We start from the raw sequence: 19,146 nt of genomic DNA, 5'->3' as shown, positions 1-19,146 counted from the left end.
GTATTATCTACTGAACAATTGGAAGTATTAGGTGAGGAATTTGTGGATTTTTCTACTATATCTGATTTGGTAAATTTACTAGAACAGCAAGAAAATAATTAAGATTTTTGACCACCTACTCAGGAATTGATTCGTCTCTACTTAACGAAGAAAACTTGTAAACGGCAATTGTGTCGGGTAGGGCAGGGGCGGGTATTGATGTGATGGTTTTACCTAAACTATGGAAAATGAAATTTGGATACTCACGTTGCAAGGATAGCTAGTTGCACTGAGATTTGTCATGCCTTGACTAACTAATGCTATCCCCCTTTAAGCAATGGTTACTTAAGAAAGCTTCGACTTCAATAAGTGTGGGTTGAGCTGTAATTGCTCCTAATTTCGTTGTAGTGATTGCTCCTACAGCACTTGCATAGGTAACAATTTCTCTGATAATTTCTGGATCAGCCAAACAATGAATGCCATAGTTGAGTATCTGACAGATTATTCCTGCATTGAAAGCATCTCCCGCCCCTTTAGTATCTATAGCTTCAACAGAAAAGGACGGCAAATTGCCTTCATATTCTCCTAGATAATAGGTGCAACCTCTTTCACTGGCGGTTACTAACACACCTTTAAGGTTGCTGAGAGATTGAGCAATTGCTTTCGGCTCAGTAGTACCAAACAAAAATTTGGCTTCATCAACAGTTAACTTGAGAAAATTCACATATTTAATTAATTCCTTTATTTCGTGCAAAGCAGTGTCTGGATTTCGCCAAAACATTGGCTCCCAGTTTATATCTACAAAAATTTTTATGTCATAAAACTTTGCTAGACTAATAGCTTTGTAAATTGCCTCTCGACTTCTAGTATAAGCAAGTTCCAAAGTTCCCAAAACCAGCCACTCTACTTCTTTAAATAAATAGATAGGTAATAGTTCAGCACAGAGATAAGCATCAGCAAATTCTGCGGGGTCACGACCACCAAATCCAATGAAATTAGAGTTACCTATTTTGTCCCGAAGCAGATAGACAATTCTTGTAGGTGCTGTATGATGACGCTGTACACCTGTGCAGTCTACGCCAGAATCTTTGAGTAAATTTATCAATAATTCCCCTAGCTCATCTTGAGCTATGCAACCAATGAAAGCAGTGGGAATGCCTAATTTAACCAAAGCACAAGCCGTATTAGCAGGCGCACCGCCTGGAGAATCTTGCCAAGATGTAACCTGTTGCAATGATTCGTCTACTTGTACAGAAAAGCGGTCAAATAACATTTCACCAATGCAGATAACACGAGGGTTTTTCATAAATGACTTGATTGCATTAGGTTGTCAGTGTGAGTTCTGCTTTTTGAGATAGCAAATTCTTGTAAAGCCTGTTTAACTTACCAACTGTTGTTGCTAAACCAAAATATTTATGTACTCGGTTCGAGGCATTGATACTCAACTGTTCAGCCCAAATCTTATTTGCTAGAATCCGGTTGATCGCTTCAGCAAATAATTCAATATTATTGGGAGGTACTAACAAGCCAGTTTCCTCATTTACAACTGTGTACTTTAAGCCACCAACATCTGAAGCTATGACTGGAGTACCACAAGCCATCGCTTCTATAGCGACTAGACCAAACGGTTCATAGTGACTGGGTATTACACACACATCCGCACAGGCATAGTACAGGGGTAACATATCATGGTCAACTCGACCAACAAATAAGGTTTTTTCAGAAAGTCCTACTTCTTGAACAATTTGCTCAATTCGCTTACGTTCCGGCCCATCTATGCGATCCGGACAACTTCCTCCCACAATTACTAATCTTAGGTTCCCCGTCAATCGAGTTTTAGACTGAGCGCAAGCTCGAACCATTGTCTCTATACCTTTGCGAGGATCAAAGCGTCCTACGTATAGAACAATTTGTTCAGTTAGGTTTAACCCTAACTTAGTTCGAGCTTCTGACTGAAGTATAGGATGAAATCGATCAAGACTTGTTCCCAAAGGAATAAGCTCAATACACCCCTTTTGAGAAACTAAATTACGCAGGTCTTCTTTCTCTTGCAGACTGTTTACAACTACACAATCTGCTTGTTCCAGAACCTGCTGTTCAATTCTCAATCGAGTTGCTGCAATTTCGGGTAGCTGAGTCAGGATTTTGTACTTTAAAGCAGCTTCGTACTTCACTACACCTAAAGAGAGATAGGTATGAACTAGCTGAATGTTAGTAATATTTTTTAATTCCAAACCAACGCAGGCAGACAGCCAATAGTTTGTATGAACTATTGGATAATATATGTTTTCCTGCTTGCGAAAAGCTTCAAATGCTGAGACAAATTCAGGCATATAATCAAAAATCTGATCTCTGGGAACAAACTTTTCTGGCCCAGCAACCAAACGGATAGTTCGGCAGTAAGGAGAATTTTGAACGATCATTGGGTCTTCTTTGTTGAGCTTGCGGGTAAATATATCTACCCACCAACCGAAAGTCGGCAGCATTTCACCCAATTGGCGAACATAAACACTTTGACCACCTGCCTCTTCCACACCAATTTCTGTAGAAGGATCGCCATGATCAGAAATTATTGCAATTCTCTGTTTATAAAGGAGTGATTTGCTAACAAGTTTTTTTTGATTAATACAGTTATCCATTATAAACCTAAAATTGCTAGAACACGCCTAATAAGTTTGGAGTTAAATATGTTTTATATATTCCCCAAACGTTGATTATGACTTATAAATTCAGTCAGACTATGTACCTTTGGAAATATAAAATATAATTCTGTAATCTTATACTAGGGTAGTAAGAAGAGATTGAACCTCTTCTGCTTCTCTTATCATGCCAAGCTGATTAAAACCATCAAGTGCTTGTTCTGCCCATTCACGAGCTTCCTCTAAATTGCCTTTTGCTTTCTCTAAACGTGCATAAGAAACTTGGTAACAGAAAATTCGCCTTTTGAGATTATTTTGTTCAGCTACAGCTAAACCTGTCTTCAATAGTTCTTCAGCATCACTAATTTCTCCCTGAACTATTGCAATATCAGCCAACCAATTTTGTGCGTAGTTACTATAACGATGCCACTCAATTTCTTCTGCTTGACTACTTACTTGTTGGAATAGCATTTTTGCTTGGACATGATTTTTTTCAAAATAAAAAATTTCGGCTCTGCTATATAAAACCGTTGTCAAACGTCGAATCTGATAACGTTCTTCCATTTCAGCACCGTTGATAATCTCCTCTTGCCTGTCTAACCAAATGCGTGCCTCATTATACTCTTCTTGGACGATATGTAGTTGTGCAATATTATGAGCTATGAAATCTTGCTCAATCAAATTTACGTGATGTCTAAGTTCCCAGGCTCTCATTAATAAATCGCTTGCTATTTTCAAATTTTCAGGTGAATACCACCTTATGTATGACCAACTCACGTTAGTTGTTATCTTCACAAAAGTTACCCAGTCACCACGTAATTTAGCCTCTTCGATTAACCATTTCATCCACCGAATTCGCTCGCGCCAATAACCATAACCATAAGCAGGTTCATGGAGATATTGCCAAAAGTTTGTGACATTTTTGTAATCATTTTGGGTTGCACACCATTCGATTACGTTGATCAGATTCCCCCATTCTTCTTTTAGCTGGACATATCCACTTTCTTTTGGGCCCCAATCAACACCACCAGTCTTCTTAGCAAAATCTAAATACCAGTCTACCCAGCGTTCTCGTGCTTCTCTTTCAAAATCTGGATAAGCAGCAAGTTCTGCTAGGATGTATTGACGTGTCAAGGAAAGTATATTGTAACGACTATCCCTTATACTTACTAGAGAAATTTGTTGTAGATGCTCTAAGTATTCCTGGACTGTCGAGCTAGTTTCAGTTTGTAGCCCTGCAACTGCTGCAATAGCATCACAAACAGGAGCATCTTGAAAAATTGCTAATGCCATCAAAATTTTATGAGTGGGTTTTCCTCGCAAGCTTGTGGCATTTTGGGTAAAAAGAAAATCAGCAACTCTTCCCTTAGCAGATTGTACATCATTTAATACTGTTTCAAAAGACCTGCTATCTGCTAACCGACCAATTGCATAAACGATGGCTATGGGAATGCCAGCAGTACCTTGATATAATTTTTTTTGTTCGTCTTCTGTAAGACAAATCCCAGGGTAATCTTTTGTCTTTAGTTCGTGCTGAATTAACTCTAAACTCTTAGCCTCTGGAAGTGAAGTTAATCGGATATGAACGTAGATAGACTTTTGTTCACGAGTAGTGATTATAGATTTAACAGTGCGAGGTAAACCATCTAAAAAACTTAGGACACTTTCTTTATCGTCTATTGTTTCTAAGTTATCTACGATTAGTAGCGTTTGCTGCTTGGCAAGGCTTTTATGTACAGCGTTAAGTAACTCTTCAGGAGCGGCTTCAGCAATAATAGTTCTGTCCTCTAAGGTATCGGCAATTGCCCGGAAAATATTGCTTAAATTAAACTGTTGCTGAGATGTAGGTAAGATAGTCAAGATTCCTCCTGCTGAATTAAGGTTTCGCAACTTTGCAGAAGTAAAAATGATGGCATCAAATACAGGTATGTCCGGTAGGTTATTCTGGCTGGCTTTCAGGCATTGGTAGGCGACTTCGATTGCTAAAGCGGTTTTACCAACGCCCCCAATGCCATCAACTGTAATAATAGGAGCGGCATGGTCAGGAGAAAGCAACTTTAGTAATCTCTCTTTCTCCGTCTCACGTCCGACAAAATTACTGTAGGTTTTTTGTGGGAGATTATGACGAATCTTGGAAATGATGTCTTGCCACTCCAGCCCTAACTTCTCACAAATGTCAACGAAGTTAGAATACTTAATTGCAACGCCACGGAAAAATTTGCTCACAGTATCTCTACTGCATCCGACAGCTTCCGCCAAAGCCTGTTGATTTCCATAGCTGTTGTGTCTTAAAGCTGATTTAACAGTTGAAACCGATGTCCGGGCAATCCGAAGTGAGTCTTGTGACATGGCTCGCTATACTTATGAGCAATAACAATTATTTTGCATCATAAACCGGGATTTTCATAACAAGTCAGTCAAAGTCAGGCATAAGTTCTGCATAAGTTCTGCATAAATTCTAATTTCTAGCTTATTCTCTACACCTGGCTTCAGGCATCTCCTATTTCAGAATAGAGTTATAGAGTTGAGCGAGACATTATGAAATTGAGACTATCTAATGGAACTAAAAAAGCAGAAGAACAGTTGAAATATGAAGTCACAAGTCGTCCCTTTATTTCGTGGGAACTTTTACAGCGCATAGTAGTTGTATTAACGCTATCAAAAATGGTTATTGAACTACTATTTATGTTTTCACAATTTTATTTGTATCAGAATAATGTAGATCACAAATTCCAAAAACTGCCTCCTATCAACCGCATATTTTCACCAAAAAAGCTTAATTTTAGCAACGAAAAAATTTTGGTCGTTAAAACTGAAAAGCTTATAGAGGGAGGTAGAACAAGAGTTTAGATTTAAGCTTGCCTAAATTTCACTGGTAAATACTAAAATAATTGAATTTAGTTTAATTTTAGTATTTGTAAGGCTATATCTACGTCAGGATGACTAAAATTAGGGTTTTGGTGAAAGCACTATGACATAATGATTCTAAATTATTATGTCATAGTGTTAAAAAAGAATTAAACATCAAAAGAAATCGGCTTACCGTTGAAATGATTATAAATATCCTCTGGGTTGAACCAGTTTGGTAGTGTGCGCTCTGCCTCTTTCAATTCTTCACCGTTGTCATCAAGCAAGCCACGAACAATCTTGACTCTCGACAGTGGCGTTTTACCATTAGCCGAAAACTTTTGAATGAGGATTGTACCCGCCTCCCTCATTGCTTGTGTGCCTTCTGGATAGCTGGAATTCGTGTCATTGTGAGTAATACCAGTAACATAAACTTTGGCTTTTCTAGTGTCTGTCAAATGCAGTTTATAAAAGTTTTCTGCTGGTTCACCAATCAATGATTTCAAGTTGGTGTACTCATCAATCAGCACTTGTTCAGGGGTTATAGTCGCAGATTGCTCTAAGTCATTCTTCCCTTTAATTCTTAACAACCAATGCTCACACAGACCATCAAGCGCAGTACCTATCTCTACCTCTGACTCGGCAATATTTTGAGTATCAAGATATCGCCACGCTTTGGAGTTGTCCCCAGTGGCGTGACGGTCAATTAAGTAGTAAACAGGAATCCCTAAACAATGCTTTCTCACAAGAGCTATAGCCGCGCTTGTGTAAGTTTTACCTGACCCCTGGCGACCGATTAACCACAGTGGCGTTAGGTTGTCGATAATCTTCCACAACCATCCATCTTCATGAGCTTTGAGTGCTTCTATGAGTTCGTTGGCACGTTGCTGGTCAACAGATTGATTGCTGTTACTTTCTGCGATCGCTGCCTTGGTCTTCCCCTCAATCTTCCCACGTTCCTGGTCAGCCTTCGCCTTGTCTCGAAGGTTTTCAGCAATGGTTTTATCCATGACTGAATGATTCACAGCACGGGCTAGAAGAAAATCCTCAAGCTGAATACGTGCCTTAGCCCGTTCGTTTTCTGAGTCAGTCAGTCCTAACGCAACGCGTTCTTCTGTATCCAGTCCTGACAGCCCATCTTTCAGGCGTTCAGTGTAAAGCCCTGTCGAATGCTGCTTAACTTCACGTTTATGCTTATTGTGCTGCCAAATTGCATAATCACCAGTCTTTTCAAGCTCCCCCAATTCATAATCAGTGCGCTTGAGCCGTTGCGAACGCACGACTAAACAACCCACAATACCCCACAGCCCCATAACTGCAACCCCATATCCTAGCAACTGATTAGGGTTGTCTGTGGGTAAATCACGCACCCATTGAATGGCATCTCCCTTGTAAGGAATGATGCTGCCATACAGCCCGTAGCGTCGCCATTCTTCAGTCAGGACAAAACGCGGCAGATTACAAAACCGCTTATCCAGTGCTACTTGACTTTCTACACCATTAATTGACCTGGGGCAGAACTGAATCTGTGTCAAATCGTAGGGCTGACGTGTTTGCGATGTTGCCAGCCCGATGATTGCGGCGACACCACACACACCAGCCAGCGTTAACTCGAAAACACCTTGTTTCATTCTCGTCCCCTAAAAATAATTGCAATGGAACCAATGAATAAAGCCAACGCGACGGCAATACTTAACCAAGGGTCTGATTGTGGATTCTGTTTTTCAATGATTTGGATGTCTTGGCTAATCTGGTTCACTGTTTCCTTAGTCAAATTCTCAAAATATTGATAGTCTTTAACTGCTAACCAAGTGGTGACACCTGCAAACAACAAACCCCCAGCAGTTTTAAAAATATTTTGCATATTATCTACCTCTAGTCCATCACTGTTGTAATTAACTCTCAAGCCCGTTAACCCAGCCAGAGAGCCAACACTGCAAATAGAAAACGAGAGCGTAATTGCCAGCCACAAGTTAACGCCACCGCCAGTTATTAAGAGATATTTAGCTATAAATAATCCTGTAGAATTTAACGACCAAGTAACAAAGAATCGGGTCAATTTATCAGTTGTGTTGATAACATCCTTACGGTGTTGCTTGCGCGATTCCAGATGTTCTATCAAGTCTTTGGGTAAGGGCGTATCTGGAGCGATTTCGTTTAATAGTTCTTCTTGGTCGGACTCAATATCGTATGTCATGTTAGCACCAAGATATTTACTCGCCCGACAGTAACTTTATGCGCTTGCTGTCGGGCTTAAACTGTCAAAAACCTAATAGGGCATCTTTGATTTTTTGGACAATTGAACGGGCTGCATATTGCTTTTTCGGCTTGAAATTATCACGAGCGTTATCACCCATTTCTAAGTAATACTTGCCCAGTTCCTTATCATGTTGCAGGTCAATTGTTTGTTGTCTAATATCTGTCTGTAATTCTGTCTGCAACATCTTATATTCACCATCAACTTGCATCATGTGCTTATCCACCCAGGCTTTTAGCTTGATGTGATTTGTTGCTTGTTGATGGCGTAGGGTTTCTTGGTCTTGGGATGAATTGAAATCTAGCTTCATCTCTTCTAGGATATTTGCTAGATGAGTGTCAGCTAAAACGGCTGACTGCACTGCTCTTTCAATCTTCTCACCGCTAACACCAGCTTGTTTATAGATATCGCTCAGGACTAGATTTAAGTCCTCAGTGCCTTTGATAGCAGCTAACATTTGCTCTCTTACTTGTGGGGCAAATTCACTAATCTTTGCCCCGTCATTACCCATTTGTCCTATCAGCTTCAATGCTGATTTATCACCTGTTAACGCTCTGACTACCAAGTTAGTAGATACATTGAACTTATTTTTTAACTGGCTTTCCAAGTGGCGAGACTTGGAAGTTACCTGATTCTTGAGCTTCATTGAATTTTTCACAGCGATACTCTTTTTCGGGTGTAAATATTATGTGGCAGTGATACTCCATTCGCCTGACATATTGCTCAATAGCTTGCCTTCTTTTGAGATATTGCTGATAGTTGTGATGTTCTCTGATTGGCAGGTATACCCAGTAATGTAAGGGCAAAATGAAAGCAGCAATCGCACCTAAACTAACAGCAATTCTGGAGAAGTAATTCATTCTTAGCCAGCGAATGAACAAACACTCAAGTAATGTTAATTCATCGCTATCGAGCCGCGTTGAGTCTGGCGAGTATCCCTTTAAGTTGGCTTTTAGTTTGGTTACGGCTATTCTCCAAAGCCACACTAATGCCCGTTAGCCCACGAGATAGCTTGTCTCTGCTTTGCTCATGACGATTAACTACTCGCTCTTTAACCCTAGTCAACGTCTGGTCAATCTTTGCGTCAACCTGATTTGCTGAAAAGTCAGCATAAGCGAGTAGTGCTGTTTCTACTTGTTCGAGAATTTCGTCAAAGGTGCTGGCTGAGGTGTCAACGCTATCGGCTATGTCATTAATTTGTTGCTCTGAAAGGATTACACCCATTTGTGAGGCTTTATGCGTGATCATCTCGCCTACATCTTGAGGGGCCACCGTGAGCGTCCCTGTTTCAAGTTCAGTCTCGGACTGTTCAAACTCTACTTGGGTTAGGAATTTTTCTTCAACGGGTTCATCAGCTACGGATAATTGGCTTGTCGCTTTGTTTTTGAGATAGTCAACGGCTTGGCTCAATTGGTCTTTGGTGGGATTGTTCAGGTCATCACACTCGACAGCCAGGGCAGCTTGGGTGTAATCGTCCTTGGTGAATCCTTGATAACCCTGTTTGTACAAACGAGCGCGGACGTTATTAGTAAATTTGTCAGACATGATGATTACTCCTTATTTGGCTAGTGCTAAAGCTTTTGGGTCAGCAGATTTCATGGGCTGTTGTCGTCTGTTAATTGCCCACTTCGCCGCGACGAACGCAACAAGGGCTAAATCTTTGCTGTGGTAAGTATTAAGGGCGTTAAAAGATAGTCCGGCTTGACTAAACCAGTAGTAACGGGTGCTGCGTGGTACGTCGTCAAGATTGATTTTTAAATAGTCTGCCAGCACAACTAAAAAGCTCTCGCCGTTATAACTAGCGTCTAACTCATAAAAATGCTTGAAAACTTGCCAACGCTCGTTAAATCCTTTACTGGCTGGGGTTAGCGCACCGTAGCGCCGTCTTAGTCCGGCAAACGTCTCAACTATTTCTTGAGCATTCGCTGACTCCACTTTTAAGCTAAAACGCTGTTTGAGAAAAGCTACTACTCGATACCAAGTGATGTCTGAAATTTGTTTTCCTATGTTGCGCTCATAAATCTGTTTCAACTGGCGATACTTAACTGAATAAATTTTTGTGGTCACATTACCTCCGAGTTATTACTTAAGCAAGTCAAAAATTAACTAGCTATCCGGTTATGCCAAGGTATTTGATATAGCCCTGAGTCTGATTCGAGGTATTTGATATAGTCCTGAGTCTGACGACTATCAATAACTTTGGATTTTGGACTTTGGACGGACTTCTAAAGCCAGGATTTGTCGCCTATAACCACGCGATAACAGGACTAGTCAGGGTTTGCGACTTACTGACACTTTCTGATTTACCCCCACGTTTACGCCCCCGAATCGCCTAATTTTTGCGCTCACGTTGGTCAACGGAGCATTAAAGCCAGTCACATTGAACACATCAAAACAAGGTTTGCTGTATGCCCTGTCCCATTACTTCAGATTTTCGACTGGACACCATACCGGGGACTTCATAAATCCCATGTCTAACCTTGTTCTGATTTAGCTTGATGTCAGCTTTTCGCCTTTGCCCAGCAAGCGGCGTAAAACACCATTGCGGATGGTCAATTCTTGCCCAAGGGCATTTACCTGTAAAGCGATACAGCGCACCTTTTATTTGATACACTTTTCGCTCTGAAAGGCTAGAAGGGTCGTACACAGGAATTAAGTTATTCATCTTTATTACTCCCAGCCACACACGCACCCGTTAAACTTGCACCCAAGAAGACCGCGATAGATGCAATGGCGCTTCCTTCAAAAAGCTTGGCGTTATAAATCCATATGGGTTGATATTTGTCGCCTCTGCTTTGTTCAATGCGGTCAACGCCGCGACAAAAGATAGTACCAACAACCATAAAACTCGTAGTTAGCAAGCTCACAAGTGCTACTTCTGACGCTGTATCTAAGATGAAGAGCGCAATTTTTTCGCGCCAAGACTTCACACGGCGAATGTGCATTACTGGTAAGCGTTCTAGACACGAATACAACTGTTCATCAGTAAAATTCGCCCTGTTGTAATCACAAGGCTCGTGTTCGTCCAGTAGTTCGCCTATTGCTTGGATGGCATCACCTAGCGTTACGTCTGGATAATATTCGAGTTGCTTGAATTCGGCTGAATCTTGGAGTTCTCTAAGCCAACGATAACTTGCTTCCAAGCTCCGTAATTGATTTTGATTAAGCATTACTTTCTCATTCTCATGAGGTAATTCGTTAATTGCTTCTAAGTTGCGTAAATTGATGTGCATGAATCCTCCTGCACTGTGAAACGCTACGCTCTCTCCTTTGTCAACGCCTGCGATTTTATTTCTGTCGTTCCGTTAACCGCGTATTCTTCGCTATGCTTATGTGTTCATTTACACAACCATGCAACGACCGCAGACATAGGGCGACCGCTATGCAGATGTGTATGCAAATAGCTCGATATCTTTGCTGATCTAATTTATTGACGTATCGATAACCTTGACACTAATATAGTATGTGAAGTTAAGCGAAGTGTCAACACTTCACATACAAAAATTGCAAATAGCTTAGAAGTGGTATTTAATAGCTCCATACAGCATACTTTTTATGCGTAATGGCTACAAAAAAACCACGATTAACAATTTATCTGGCATCACAGGAATTATTAGACGATCTACAAACAATTGCCGATGAGCAACAACGATCCGTTTCCAATCTCGCCAGCATCGCGCTTGCGGATTGGGTAGCTCAATATAAAGAACGAAAAAAGCAGGACAAATAAAATGAGCGACTCAGAGCAAGCCACTGGCGATCTAGCAGAACAGAATCAGTTTGAAGGCCACCCAAATGAGTGAAATAACTGCTCAGATACCAGTTAGCGAATTAATCCCACTGCTGACAGCAATTGCTGATCGCCACTGGGAAAGCTTCAAAGTAGTAGAGAAACAATTTGTTACAAAACACGGCGTAGAGGTTTGGGAAGATTTTTTTGCTTTTCGACTAAAGCCAGCCTTAGACAAAGAATCTGACAGATGGCTGCTAGTTCAGTGGTGTAGCAAAGGTTTTACAGTTAAAGATGTAGCGTAAACTGCAAGGCGTAAATTTTATAGGCACGGTAGCCCATCCGGGAAAAATCAAACAACTAGTATTAATTTCACATCATTACTAATTTTGATGTCGCCAATGTTAGCCGTAAAAGACCCACCAAACGATTTTCAACTCCCGCCGCACAATGAAGCGGCGTTAGAGATGCTTAGGGAGGCGAAAGACTATGAATCCACTGTTGCTCTAGCGGCTAGTGGTGCAGCATTGGCTACAGGTGGTATGGTTCATCCTTTAGGCTGGCTACTTTTTGGATTGGCTTACAAGCCTTTGGTAGCAACTCAAAAACTGGCGAGGCTGGAAAAATTAACCACCGTACTTTTAGATGAGTTTAAAAGCCAAGGAATACAAGTTTTTCCAGTGCTGAAGGTAGAGGACAAGAATCCTATCGACTTGTTTGTGAGATTTGAGCGAAAAGTTCATGTATTTATCTCAATTCGCTCAATAGGAGATAAGGAGATTGTCTACAACGAAGCCAGAGAGGTTTTGCAGGCCAAGAGGAAGGACAAGCATGGACTAAAAATTTGGAATCCTTGCCCACTACTTGAATTGTCAGATTACGAGAAGTGGCTGAACAAGAACAGAGACTTGTTTGGAATGTCCTCAAGGGAAGCTACAAAAACACCCACAGCAAAAGTTTTGGTCTTATGGCCTCCTACCAAGGCGGCTGATGATCATAATTCGCACCTTTATTCTGAAGTTGGAAATATGAAAATTCTGGCTCTCAGGAGAAAAGGCACTGCATTTGTAATTCAACAGGAGGAAGTAACCGAGTTTATTAAGGCTTGGTTAGCCAAGTACGAATAGTCTAAAAGCTGAAAACCTCACGTCCCGATAGGACAGCGAGGTTTTCTGATTTTGATTCACTTGGAATTGGGGTATCTGGTTTGAACCGCCGGATTAATATCCCTAATAGTAATCTTATCAAAGATGATTGGGGTGTTCAGCCATAGTAACACCGTCCACTCACAGACGAACAGTAATTCAGGAATTTTATGTAATTTTGGTCTAATTTTTCTGAAAGTTTGTATTAAAAGATTACTGCCAAAGGATAGCTCCAATTCCTCCACCACACATCAAGGAGGAATTGCTCAATGTCACCATTACAACAATTTCATAACTCGCTTCAGCATCAACAATTAAGTAATAAATGTGCTGAAGCATTAGAGATAAAACAAGAGCTTGTTTTTAGTAATAAAATCAAGTTTGCGTTTAATGCCACAGGAAAAAACAAAGACTGGGACTTTAAAAAACTTGCTGCCAACTTCCGCGACGCAGAAGGCACTCTAGAAGATGTGCAGCAACACATCAAAGCAGGTCACGCCATCTGTGCAGGCTTATTGGGTAATAAATGGCGCAGTAAGGCCAACGTTATCGGTTCTCATTGGCTACTACTCGACATCGATAATTCCTCTATTGCCCGTGATGCAGAGGGCAAGCCAATTAAAGACGATTTCGGCAATTCTATCAAGGTTTACAAGCACCAACTAACCATTGAAGAAGCCCTAGCCCATCCTTTCATTCAAAAGCACTGCGCTTTAATGTACACCACTGCCAGTCATAAACCTGACTGGCATAAATTTCGGTTAATTTTCCCTCTGCCCCAATATGTTGAAGGTGCTGACACGGTAGAAGCTTGTACGCGGTTTCTCATGCAGCAGTTACCGCATGACCCAGCGTGTAAGGATGCCAGCCGTGTATTTTATGGCAACACAGAAGCAGAATTTCTCATAGTCAACCCGATTGCAACCCTACCAGATGAGTGGGTCACTGAAGCAATTGCGATCGCCCACAAGGAGAGGGAAGAATACCAACAACGCATCAAAGAAATTGAGTCACGCCGTCAGCAGTTCCGCGAAATCTCCGACGTTGAAGGCTGGGACACTGAGCAGCTGATCCAACAAGCACTATCATTTATTCCACCGCGTAGTCCTGGCAGTGGCAACTACGACGAATGCCGCCAAGTGTTGATGGCTTTGGTCAATCACTATGGGGCATCTGAAGCCGAAATTATTGCTGAGAAGTGGTCGCCCTCCATCCCTGGCACAACCTGGAACATTCGCGCCAAGATTCGCAGTTTCCGACGCGGGGGAATCTCGATTGGGACGCTGTTTCACATTGCCAAACAGTACGGCTTCCGATTCCCGCAACGGCAGTACGAACCCTATCAACGTGACAAAGGGCTGATTAGCCGTGAGCAGTGGGAGCTTGGGCAAGTCCGAGAAGACTTGACCAGTTTCCAGAATTTATTAAAGCAGGCGATCGCCCCATTCGTTACAGCTGCTAAGGGATTTTCCAAACCCGCTTCCCCGGAGCCAGCACCCGAAATTACTGCCCCAGTACGCCAAGTCATTGTCTATAAACGTGGCAATATCCCACACAGAAGCTCCGTTACAGGTGATATCTCTATTACTTGTTCCCCAGATGAGCATATTGCCGCCTGGGTCGAAGCGATTTCTAAGGGCTGGACACAGATTTTAGATAATTCTCACCCCGGTTTAGGCAAGTCGCACAACGCTGGTCAACTCACCGCCGCCCTTTTTGGGATTGAAAAACTAATCTACCAGGATGCCAACCACCGCAACCCCTCAACACTCCCCATTGAGGCTAATTTCGTTGACCTCCCAGTACGGCACAATGGCTTAAAAATCGACCCCACCCGCACAACCCCAATGGGTGATCCGTTTCAGGTGCGTCCAAAAGTGGGTGAAACTCCCGATACCATCGGCAATTGTCACCGAAGTTATTTATTTGAAGGCTTCCGTGACAAGAACTTTGTCAGTCTAGACTTTGAAGAAAGTTCTATTAGCCCTATCTGTAACGGTTGTCCCCTCCAAAACCAGTGCCGTTTCGCTCATGGTAATGGTTTCGGCTTCCGCTATCTTAAGCGCACTGTGATTCAAAATTTCTCCGAAATCCGAGCGCATCCCGACTCTACACCAGTTACTTTAACTAACGCTGCTGGTCAACCTTTCACAGTTGGTCGCATTTGGGAAGAAGCGGGTACGCTCATTCAGCCTGTGCGCGAAATTCAAGTCAGGTTAAAAGATTTTGATACTACTGTAGGGCAACTAGCTACAAGTTTACCGCCTGAGCAATGGTCAAAACTCCAGCCTGTTTTACAAGTTTTGCGTAAGCTTCTTGCCCAAGAAATTAAGCCCGATTCTCGTTATGGCTTTGATGATGCGGCATTAAGGGCAATGTTACCCGAATTCCCCGATGATTTAGATGTTGAAGGAATTCGCCAGATTGTAGAGCCTAATTTAGAATTCCTCGCTGATTTAGATTCTCTCGATATCCAAGCGGATCAACAACTCTCTAAAAGTGCCGCCGCCCGTTTTGCTGCCAAGAAGCTAGTTAAGGACAGCGCAAAACAAGCTGGTAGAGAATTTCTGGATTTGCCCTTGTACTGGTTGCCTGATTTCCTGGAAGCTTGGAAGGGTGAAGGTTACTTGGCTTGTAAATGGGGTGAAATTACTATTTCCCGCCCTGACTCCAAATATCGAGATTTGGCCAACTCTGCCCAATTTAATATTTACCTCGATGCTACTACCCCCCCAGAACAGTTGAAAGTCAAGCTTAACTACCATGAACCTCTACTTCTAATCGAGCAGTCACGCCCCGATTACAGCAATTTAACAGCTGTTAACGTTACTGGACTAGGTAAACTGTCTAAAAATCGCTCCCGTTCCTTAACTGCCCGTGTTAATGCCCTCAAGGACACCTTTCTCAAACTCCACAAGCGTTTGGGCATTATCGAGTGGAAACAAGTTGCACAAGAGGCAGAAGACCGGATTGAATACGGTCACTTTGTCGATGGTCGTGGGGTTAACCGGTTCAGTGATTGTGATGCTCTAGCCAGCTTTGGCATTCCCTACCAAAATATCGGCACGTTGGCAGCACATTTTCAAGTGATGACTGGTTGTAAGGTCAACCTTGAAGACAAGAACAGCACTTTTCAACAGTATCTTATCCAGTTAGTCAGGGCGGAAATTATTCAAGAGATTGGCCGATTACGCGCCCACCGTCGCCCAGGAGAAAAGCTAACTTTCTACTTCTGCGCTGATTATGACCTTAGTTTCCTCCTCGCGGAACTGCCAGGAGTGAAATTAGAGGTTGTTGATGCCTGCGATTTCTGCACCGAAGCCGGCAGCCGCGAACAGCAGACCGGACATGCCATTGTCAACACTTTCACCCACCTTTGGCAGTCGCAGCAGAAAATTGGCCAAAATGCGATCGCCAAGATTTTGGACATCTCCCAAAGTTGGGTTAGCCGATTTACCGAGCGTTGGGGCGGGTGGCGCAGGTTCAAAAAAATATTACTCCTGCTATTAGATAGTCTTTATAGCGATAGTAATAAAAATTTGACAGACCTGAGCGATGAGGAAAGGTGGTTTGCCCATGAATACTTTCCGATGCTGGTTAATGAATCGGAATCATCCCCCGATGATGCCCTGAAGTATGTAGCTGAAGTTGCCACAAGGGTTACTAATACTGCAATGCGGCGGATTCTGCACTCCTGCACCCCATCTGTTAGGGCTGGCTTGCTGATGATTATCCTGCGTTGCTTACCTGCCGAAGTTTACTCTGACTTTTCCCGGACGCAAGCCGTAACTAACCCGACAGTGACCTGAGAAAATTTATCGGTTTTCGTTTCTACTGACCTATCAGTAATAAAAGATGCTCCCTTTCATGATTGTGTACTTAATCGTTGAGTGAGCGTCCGGTTTAGTATGCCAAGTCACGCTTTTTGAAACCCTCTACAGCGTGAGAGCATAAAGATTACTGCTTTTTACGGTATGTTTGGCGAACTGCAATCATAAATGCCCAAAACTCCAATCAGGTGTATTAGTACCATTGGAACAGAAAACCGCGTATGTGTTATTACATGAATAATACAGAAATATTTCGACGTTGAAACCCTTGGTTTCTCGTTAAGCAGCTATCAAGTGACTTGAAAAATTAGCTACTACAACCCTCAGTAAAATTCTTATGGGATAAGGCTTTTAAGCTTAACAGGGTTTTCTCTTCCAATGATACTTGTACCCCAGTATGGCGGCATGACTGCGCGGGTGGTTTCTTTCATGAGCTTTTTTCAATGTGAAAGCTTTACTAGTTAAACATTATGCCCTTCTTTCACCTTTAGTTTTGTTTAAGTCCCGTTAACTCAATTTTGATTTTCTAATTGAAATTTATCATTCTTTATTTTATTTGCATGAATAGTATGTTCCTTGTCTAATTCATTTATAAATTTGCTTAATTGATCTTGAATTTTTTCTAGTTCTTCAGTGTTGTCTAAATGTTCGTTATTGGCTATATCTACTAAAAAAGGTCTAATATCTGCGAGCATTTGGCAACAGTTTGAAAAAATATTTTCTTCTAATTCTTTTATGCTCTCTTCTAATTCTTTATCAATTTTTAAAAATTGATTTTTATCTAAATTTTTATAACTCAATGATTTGTTCAATACTTTTAAATTACTAATTATCGTTCTTAAAGTCCCCAATGTGGTTTGTTCTTTTTCTAATCGAGCTATTTTCTGTTGACGTTTATTAAATTCTTTTTCTTTTTCTATAGATATAATTTTTCTCCTTTCATTTCTATAGTTTAAAAAGCCTATAGTACCTATATTAATAATTCCACCTGCTAGACCTATTAACGCCACAGCAGTCACGGGATCGAGAGGGGGAATAAACCCTACAGGTTCAAATAGTTCTGAATAATCAATAAGTGATTTAATGAAATAAACTAAGAAAAATAGGTAGGTGGCAAAGAAACAGAAATTTAAAAATAAATCTAAGATTTTGCTGATATCTATTTTTTTTATTTCCATTTTAACTCACCCTAAATGTGTAATATTATTTTATGAGAACACGTATTACTTAACTTTTAAATTTAAAAAAATAAATGTGAGAAAAATGTGAATGCTATGTATTGGCTTGATTTTTCTTAACAAAAGAGTGAATATTTGAAAATTAACTGTCGCCCGTTAGGGTTAATGTCTGTAAATACGTTTAACCGTCCCAAATTGAGCAAAAAATGGGACGGTTAACGTCTAGAGTACTACTGTCAAGATATCTTCAGCGCAGTAGGACTCATCTCTACCCTACGCCTACTAGTTGGCGTTGAGTACCAAGTAAGCCACGATCATCGGAATACCAGACAGACCCTTTACTAGAATTACGAAGGATATCCACCATTGAGGTGAAATCTTCATACGAAAGATTGCGAAGTTCGATCTGACTATCATCTTCAAACTTCAAAGTAATAAATCCTTGATGTTCGTTATGAAACCAACCTGGATAGTAACCTTTAATATTTTTATCAGCCATTTTTCCATCTCCCTATTATCAGTAAATTTTTCCAGAAAATAGATGTTGTGACTTAAACTTTTGGCTCTTCCGGTGAGTTTATGGTACAGGATTAAAATCCCAATCATCTAGAAAATTCAAAAAATTAAAATCTAGTCACAGCAAGTAATTCAGATTGCCATTTGATTTTATTTATTATTCTGTCCCATAAAATGTATTGAAGAACCAAACATTTTAAATGTTAAAATAAGTCTCAAACCATTAGTAATGAATACTGTAACCAGATATACGAATCGTACTTGAATATTGCTAAGTATACTTATAAATAAAGCTCTGTATAGCAATCTTCTGTCCAATTTGGTTTTTCAGAAATCAAATATGAGTCCTATATCTACTTATTTTTGTGAATTTTAGAATTTAACCATCTAACTAAAGTTAGATAAAAAATGGAATAAAAAATCTAATTTTAGAGTGACGAATTATTGATGCCACTGTGTATTTTTGCGGTAGATATAGTGTCTTTCAAAAATTTAAGAACTCGTTGCGCTCTCGGCGGTGATAGGGTAGCAGTTAAGAAAACCTCCGTTTTTTTTTGACTTTTATAGTTGCAAATAATCCTGGTTTGAAAATGTCATGATTGCAGGTTTTAGCGATTAGCATTGCAGGTCGCTACAGCTACAGCTACTTCGTCGTTTTGCTTTACTCATAAACCAGCTTAGATTTCGTCATCACTGTAAATTTTTGGCACAAAAGCTGACCTGTTTGGTTGGCTTTGTGGTTCTGATTCTTCCTCTTGCTTCTGTGCTTCTGGCTGTTGTTTCTTCTTGCCCTTCGTACTTTTTACAGGTTTTTCTTCAGCTTCGCTGCTTTTAACAACTGCTGACTGATTTTCAATAGCTTCATTCTCTGATGTACTACTGCCATTGTCAGATCCTTTGTGACGACGACGACTGCTTTTCTTCAACTTGCCTACTAAATATTTGATTCTGCTGCCAGTTAAATTAATCCCTAACCCCTTCAGCATCTCTGAAACTTCATCGTAAGTGTAGCCGTACTTGTCAGA

At 41.0% G+C, this 19,146-nt stretch carries 19 protein-coding genes and 1 pseudogene; 6 read left to right on the top strand and 14 right to left on the bottom strand.

From position 1 onward, the window contains the following. Window positions 1-102, top strand: a 102-nt coding sequence (locus H6G79_RS34515) for a DUF4351 domain-containing protein (protein WP_191049417.1), incomplete at its 5' end; no start/stop codon positions are given. Between the two features lie 187 nt (window positions 103-289). On the opposite strand, the gene H6G79_RS34510 is transcribed toward H6G79_RS34515, so the two are convergent. The 3 genes from H6G79_RS34510 to H6G79_RS34500 all read right to left on the bottom strand — a co-directional run bounded on the left by H6G79_RS34510 (window position 290) and on the right by H6G79_RS34500 (window position 4,967). Continuing rightward, window positions 290-1,285: a carbohydrate kinase gene (locus H6G79_RS34510; protein WP_190594272.1), complete on the bottom strand. Its 996-nt coding sequence runs from the start codon at window positions 1,283-1,285 to the stop codon at window positions 290-292. Between the two features lie 16 nt (window positions 1,286-1,301). Then, window positions 1,302-2,618 carry a glycosyltransferase gene (locus H6G79_RS34505; RefSeq protein ID WP_190594271.1) on the bottom strand — a complete coding sequence of 439 codons (1,317 nt, stop codon included), beginning with the start codon at window positions 2,616-2,618 and terminating at the stop codon, window positions 1,302-1,304. Window positions 2,619-2,756: 138 nt separating this feature from the next. Next, window positions 2,757-4,967, bottom strand: coding sequence for an ATP-binding protein (locus H6G79_RS34500; RefSeq protein WP_190594270.1), 2,211 nt, complete (start codon window positions 4,965-4,967; stop codon window positions 2,757-2,759). Between the two features lie 189 nt (window positions 4,968-5,156). Here H6G79_RS34500 and H6G79_RS34495 point away from each other — a divergent pair, with 189 nt between their 5' ends. Beyond that, window positions 5,157-5,468, top strand: a complete 312-nt coding sequence (locus tag H6G79_RS34495; protein WP_190594269.1) for a hypothetical protein — start codon at window positions 5,157-5,159, stop codon at window positions 5,466-5,468. Window positions 5,469-5,635: 167 nt separating this feature from the next. Here the strand turns inward: H6G79_RS34495 and H6G79_RS34490 are convergent, their stop codons facing one another. The 8 genes from H6G79_RS34490 to H6G79_RS34460 all read right to left on the bottom strand — a co-directional run bounded on the left by H6G79_RS34490 (window position 5,636) and on the right by H6G79_RS34460 (window position 10,955). After that, entirely contained in the window at window positions 5,636-7,096 is a 1,461-nt protein-coding gene (locus H6G79_RS34490) for a hypothetical protein (RefSeq protein WP_190594268.1), read from the bottom strand. Next, the gene (locus tag H6G79_RS34485) at window positions 7,093-7,662 is read right to left on the bottom strand and encodes a hypothetical protein (protein ID WP_190594267.1); all 570 of its coding nucleotides are present in this window, start codon (window positions 7,660-7,662) and stop codon (window positions 7,093-7,095) included. Before H6G79_RS34485 ends, H6G79_RS34490 begins: the two co-directional genes overlap by 4 nt. A 64-nt stretch (window positions 7,663-7,726) precedes the next feature. Beyond that, on the bottom strand, window positions 7,727-8,368 hold the full coding sequence (locus H6G79_RS34480; RefSeq protein ID WP_190594266.1) for a hypothetical protein: 642 nt from the start codon (window positions 8,366-8,368) through the stop codon (window positions 7,727-7,729). After that, window positions 8,307-8,582, bottom strand: coding sequence for a hypothetical protein (locus H6G79_RS36560; protein WP_190594265.1), 276 nt, complete (start codon window positions 8,580-8,582; stop codon window positions 8,307-8,309). The genes H6G79_RS34480 and H6G79_RS36560 overlap by 62 nt, the downstream gene beginning before the upstream one ends. Window positions 8,583-8,628: 46 nt before the next feature. After that, window positions 8,629-9,267: a hypothetical protein gene (locus tag H6G79_RS34475; RefSeq protein ID WP_190594264.1), complete on the bottom strand. Its 639-nt coding sequence runs from the start codon at window positions 9,265-9,267 to the stop codon at window positions 8,629-8,631. A gap of 12 nt (window positions 9,268-9,279) precedes the next feature. Further along, window positions 9,280-9,789: a hypothetical protein gene (locus tag H6G79_RS34470; protein WP_190594263.1), complete on the bottom strand. Its 510-nt coding sequence runs from the start codon at window positions 9,787-9,789 to the stop codon at window positions 9,280-9,282. A gap of 322 nt (window positions 9,790-10,111) precedes the next feature. Beyond that, window positions 10,112-10,387, bottom strand: coding sequence for a hypothetical protein (locus tag H6G79_RS34465; protein ID WP_190594262.1), 276 nt, complete (start codon window positions 10,385-10,387; stop codon window positions 10,112-10,114). Continuing rightward, the gene (locus H6G79_RS34460; protein ID WP_190594261.1) at window positions 10,380-10,955 is read right to left on the bottom strand and encodes a hypothetical protein; all 576 of its coding nucleotides are present in this window, start codon (window positions 10,953-10,955) and stop codon (window positions 10,380-10,382) included. Before H6G79_RS34460 ends, H6G79_RS34465 begins: the two co-directional genes overlap by 8 nt. Window positions 10,956-11,284: 329 nt before the next feature. Between H6G79_RS34460 and H6G79_RS34455 the strand changes: the two genes are divergently transcribed. The 4 genes from H6G79_RS34455 to H6G79_RS34440 all read left to right on the top strand — a co-directional run bounded on the left by H6G79_RS34455 (window position 11,285) and on the right by H6G79_RS34440 (window position 16,406). Further along, on the top strand, window positions 11,285-11,452 hold the full coding sequence (locus tag H6G79_RS34455; RefSeq protein ID WP_190594260.1) for a ribbon-helix-helix domain-containing protein: 168 nt from the start codon (window positions 11,285-11,287) through the stop codon (window positions 11,450-11,452). Between the two features lie 65 nt (window positions 11,453-11,517). Beyond that, window positions 11,518-11,757: a hypothetical protein gene (locus tag H6G79_RS34450; protein ID WP_190594259.1), complete on the top strand. Its 240-nt coding sequence runs from the start codon at window positions 11,518-11,520 to the stop codon at window positions 11,755-11,757. A gap of 96 nt (window positions 11,758-11,853) precedes the next feature. Continuing rightward, window positions 11,854-12,579 (top strand): hypothetical protein, encoded by a 726-nt coding sequence (locus H6G79_RS34445; protein ID WP_190594275.1) that lies wholly within the window; start codon window positions 11,854-11,856, stop codon window positions 12,577-12,579. 287 nt (window positions 12,580-12,866) lie between these two features. Continuing rightward, entirely contained in the window at window positions 12,867-16,406 is a 3,540-nt protein-coding gene (locus H6G79_RS34440; RefSeq protein WP_190594258.1) for a PriCT-2 domain-containing protein, read from the top strand. 533 nt (window positions 16,407-16,939) lie between these two features. Here the strand turns inward: H6G79_RS34440 and H6G79_RS34435 are convergent. The 3 genes and pseudogenes from H6G79_RS34435 to H6G79_RS34425 all read right to left on the bottom strand — a co-directional run. Then, window positions 16,940-17,605, bottom strand: coding sequence for a hypothetical protein (locus H6G79_RS34435; protein ID WP_190594257.1), 666 nt, complete (start codon window positions 17,603-17,605; stop codon window positions 16,940-16,942). Between the two features lie 268 nt (window positions 17,606-17,873). Next, a complete protein-coding gene (locus tag H6G79_RS34430; RefSeq protein WP_190594256.1) occupies window positions 17,874-18,104 on the bottom strand; it encodes a hypothetical protein in 231 nt (76 codons plus the stop codon). 694 nt (window positions 18,105-18,798) lie between these two features. Further along, window positions 18,799-19,146: pseudogene (locus tag H6G79_RS34425) on the bottom strand (hypothetical protein); the annotation flags it as partial.

Origin of the sequence: Anabaena sp. FACHB-83 (assembly GCF_014697485.1) — a bacterium.
Taxonomy (GTDB): domain Bacteria; phylum Cyanobacteriota; class Cyanobacteriia; order Cyanobacteriales; family Nostocaceae; genus Nostoc_B.
This window is presented reverse-complemented; position numbering and strand designations above follow the sequence as displayed.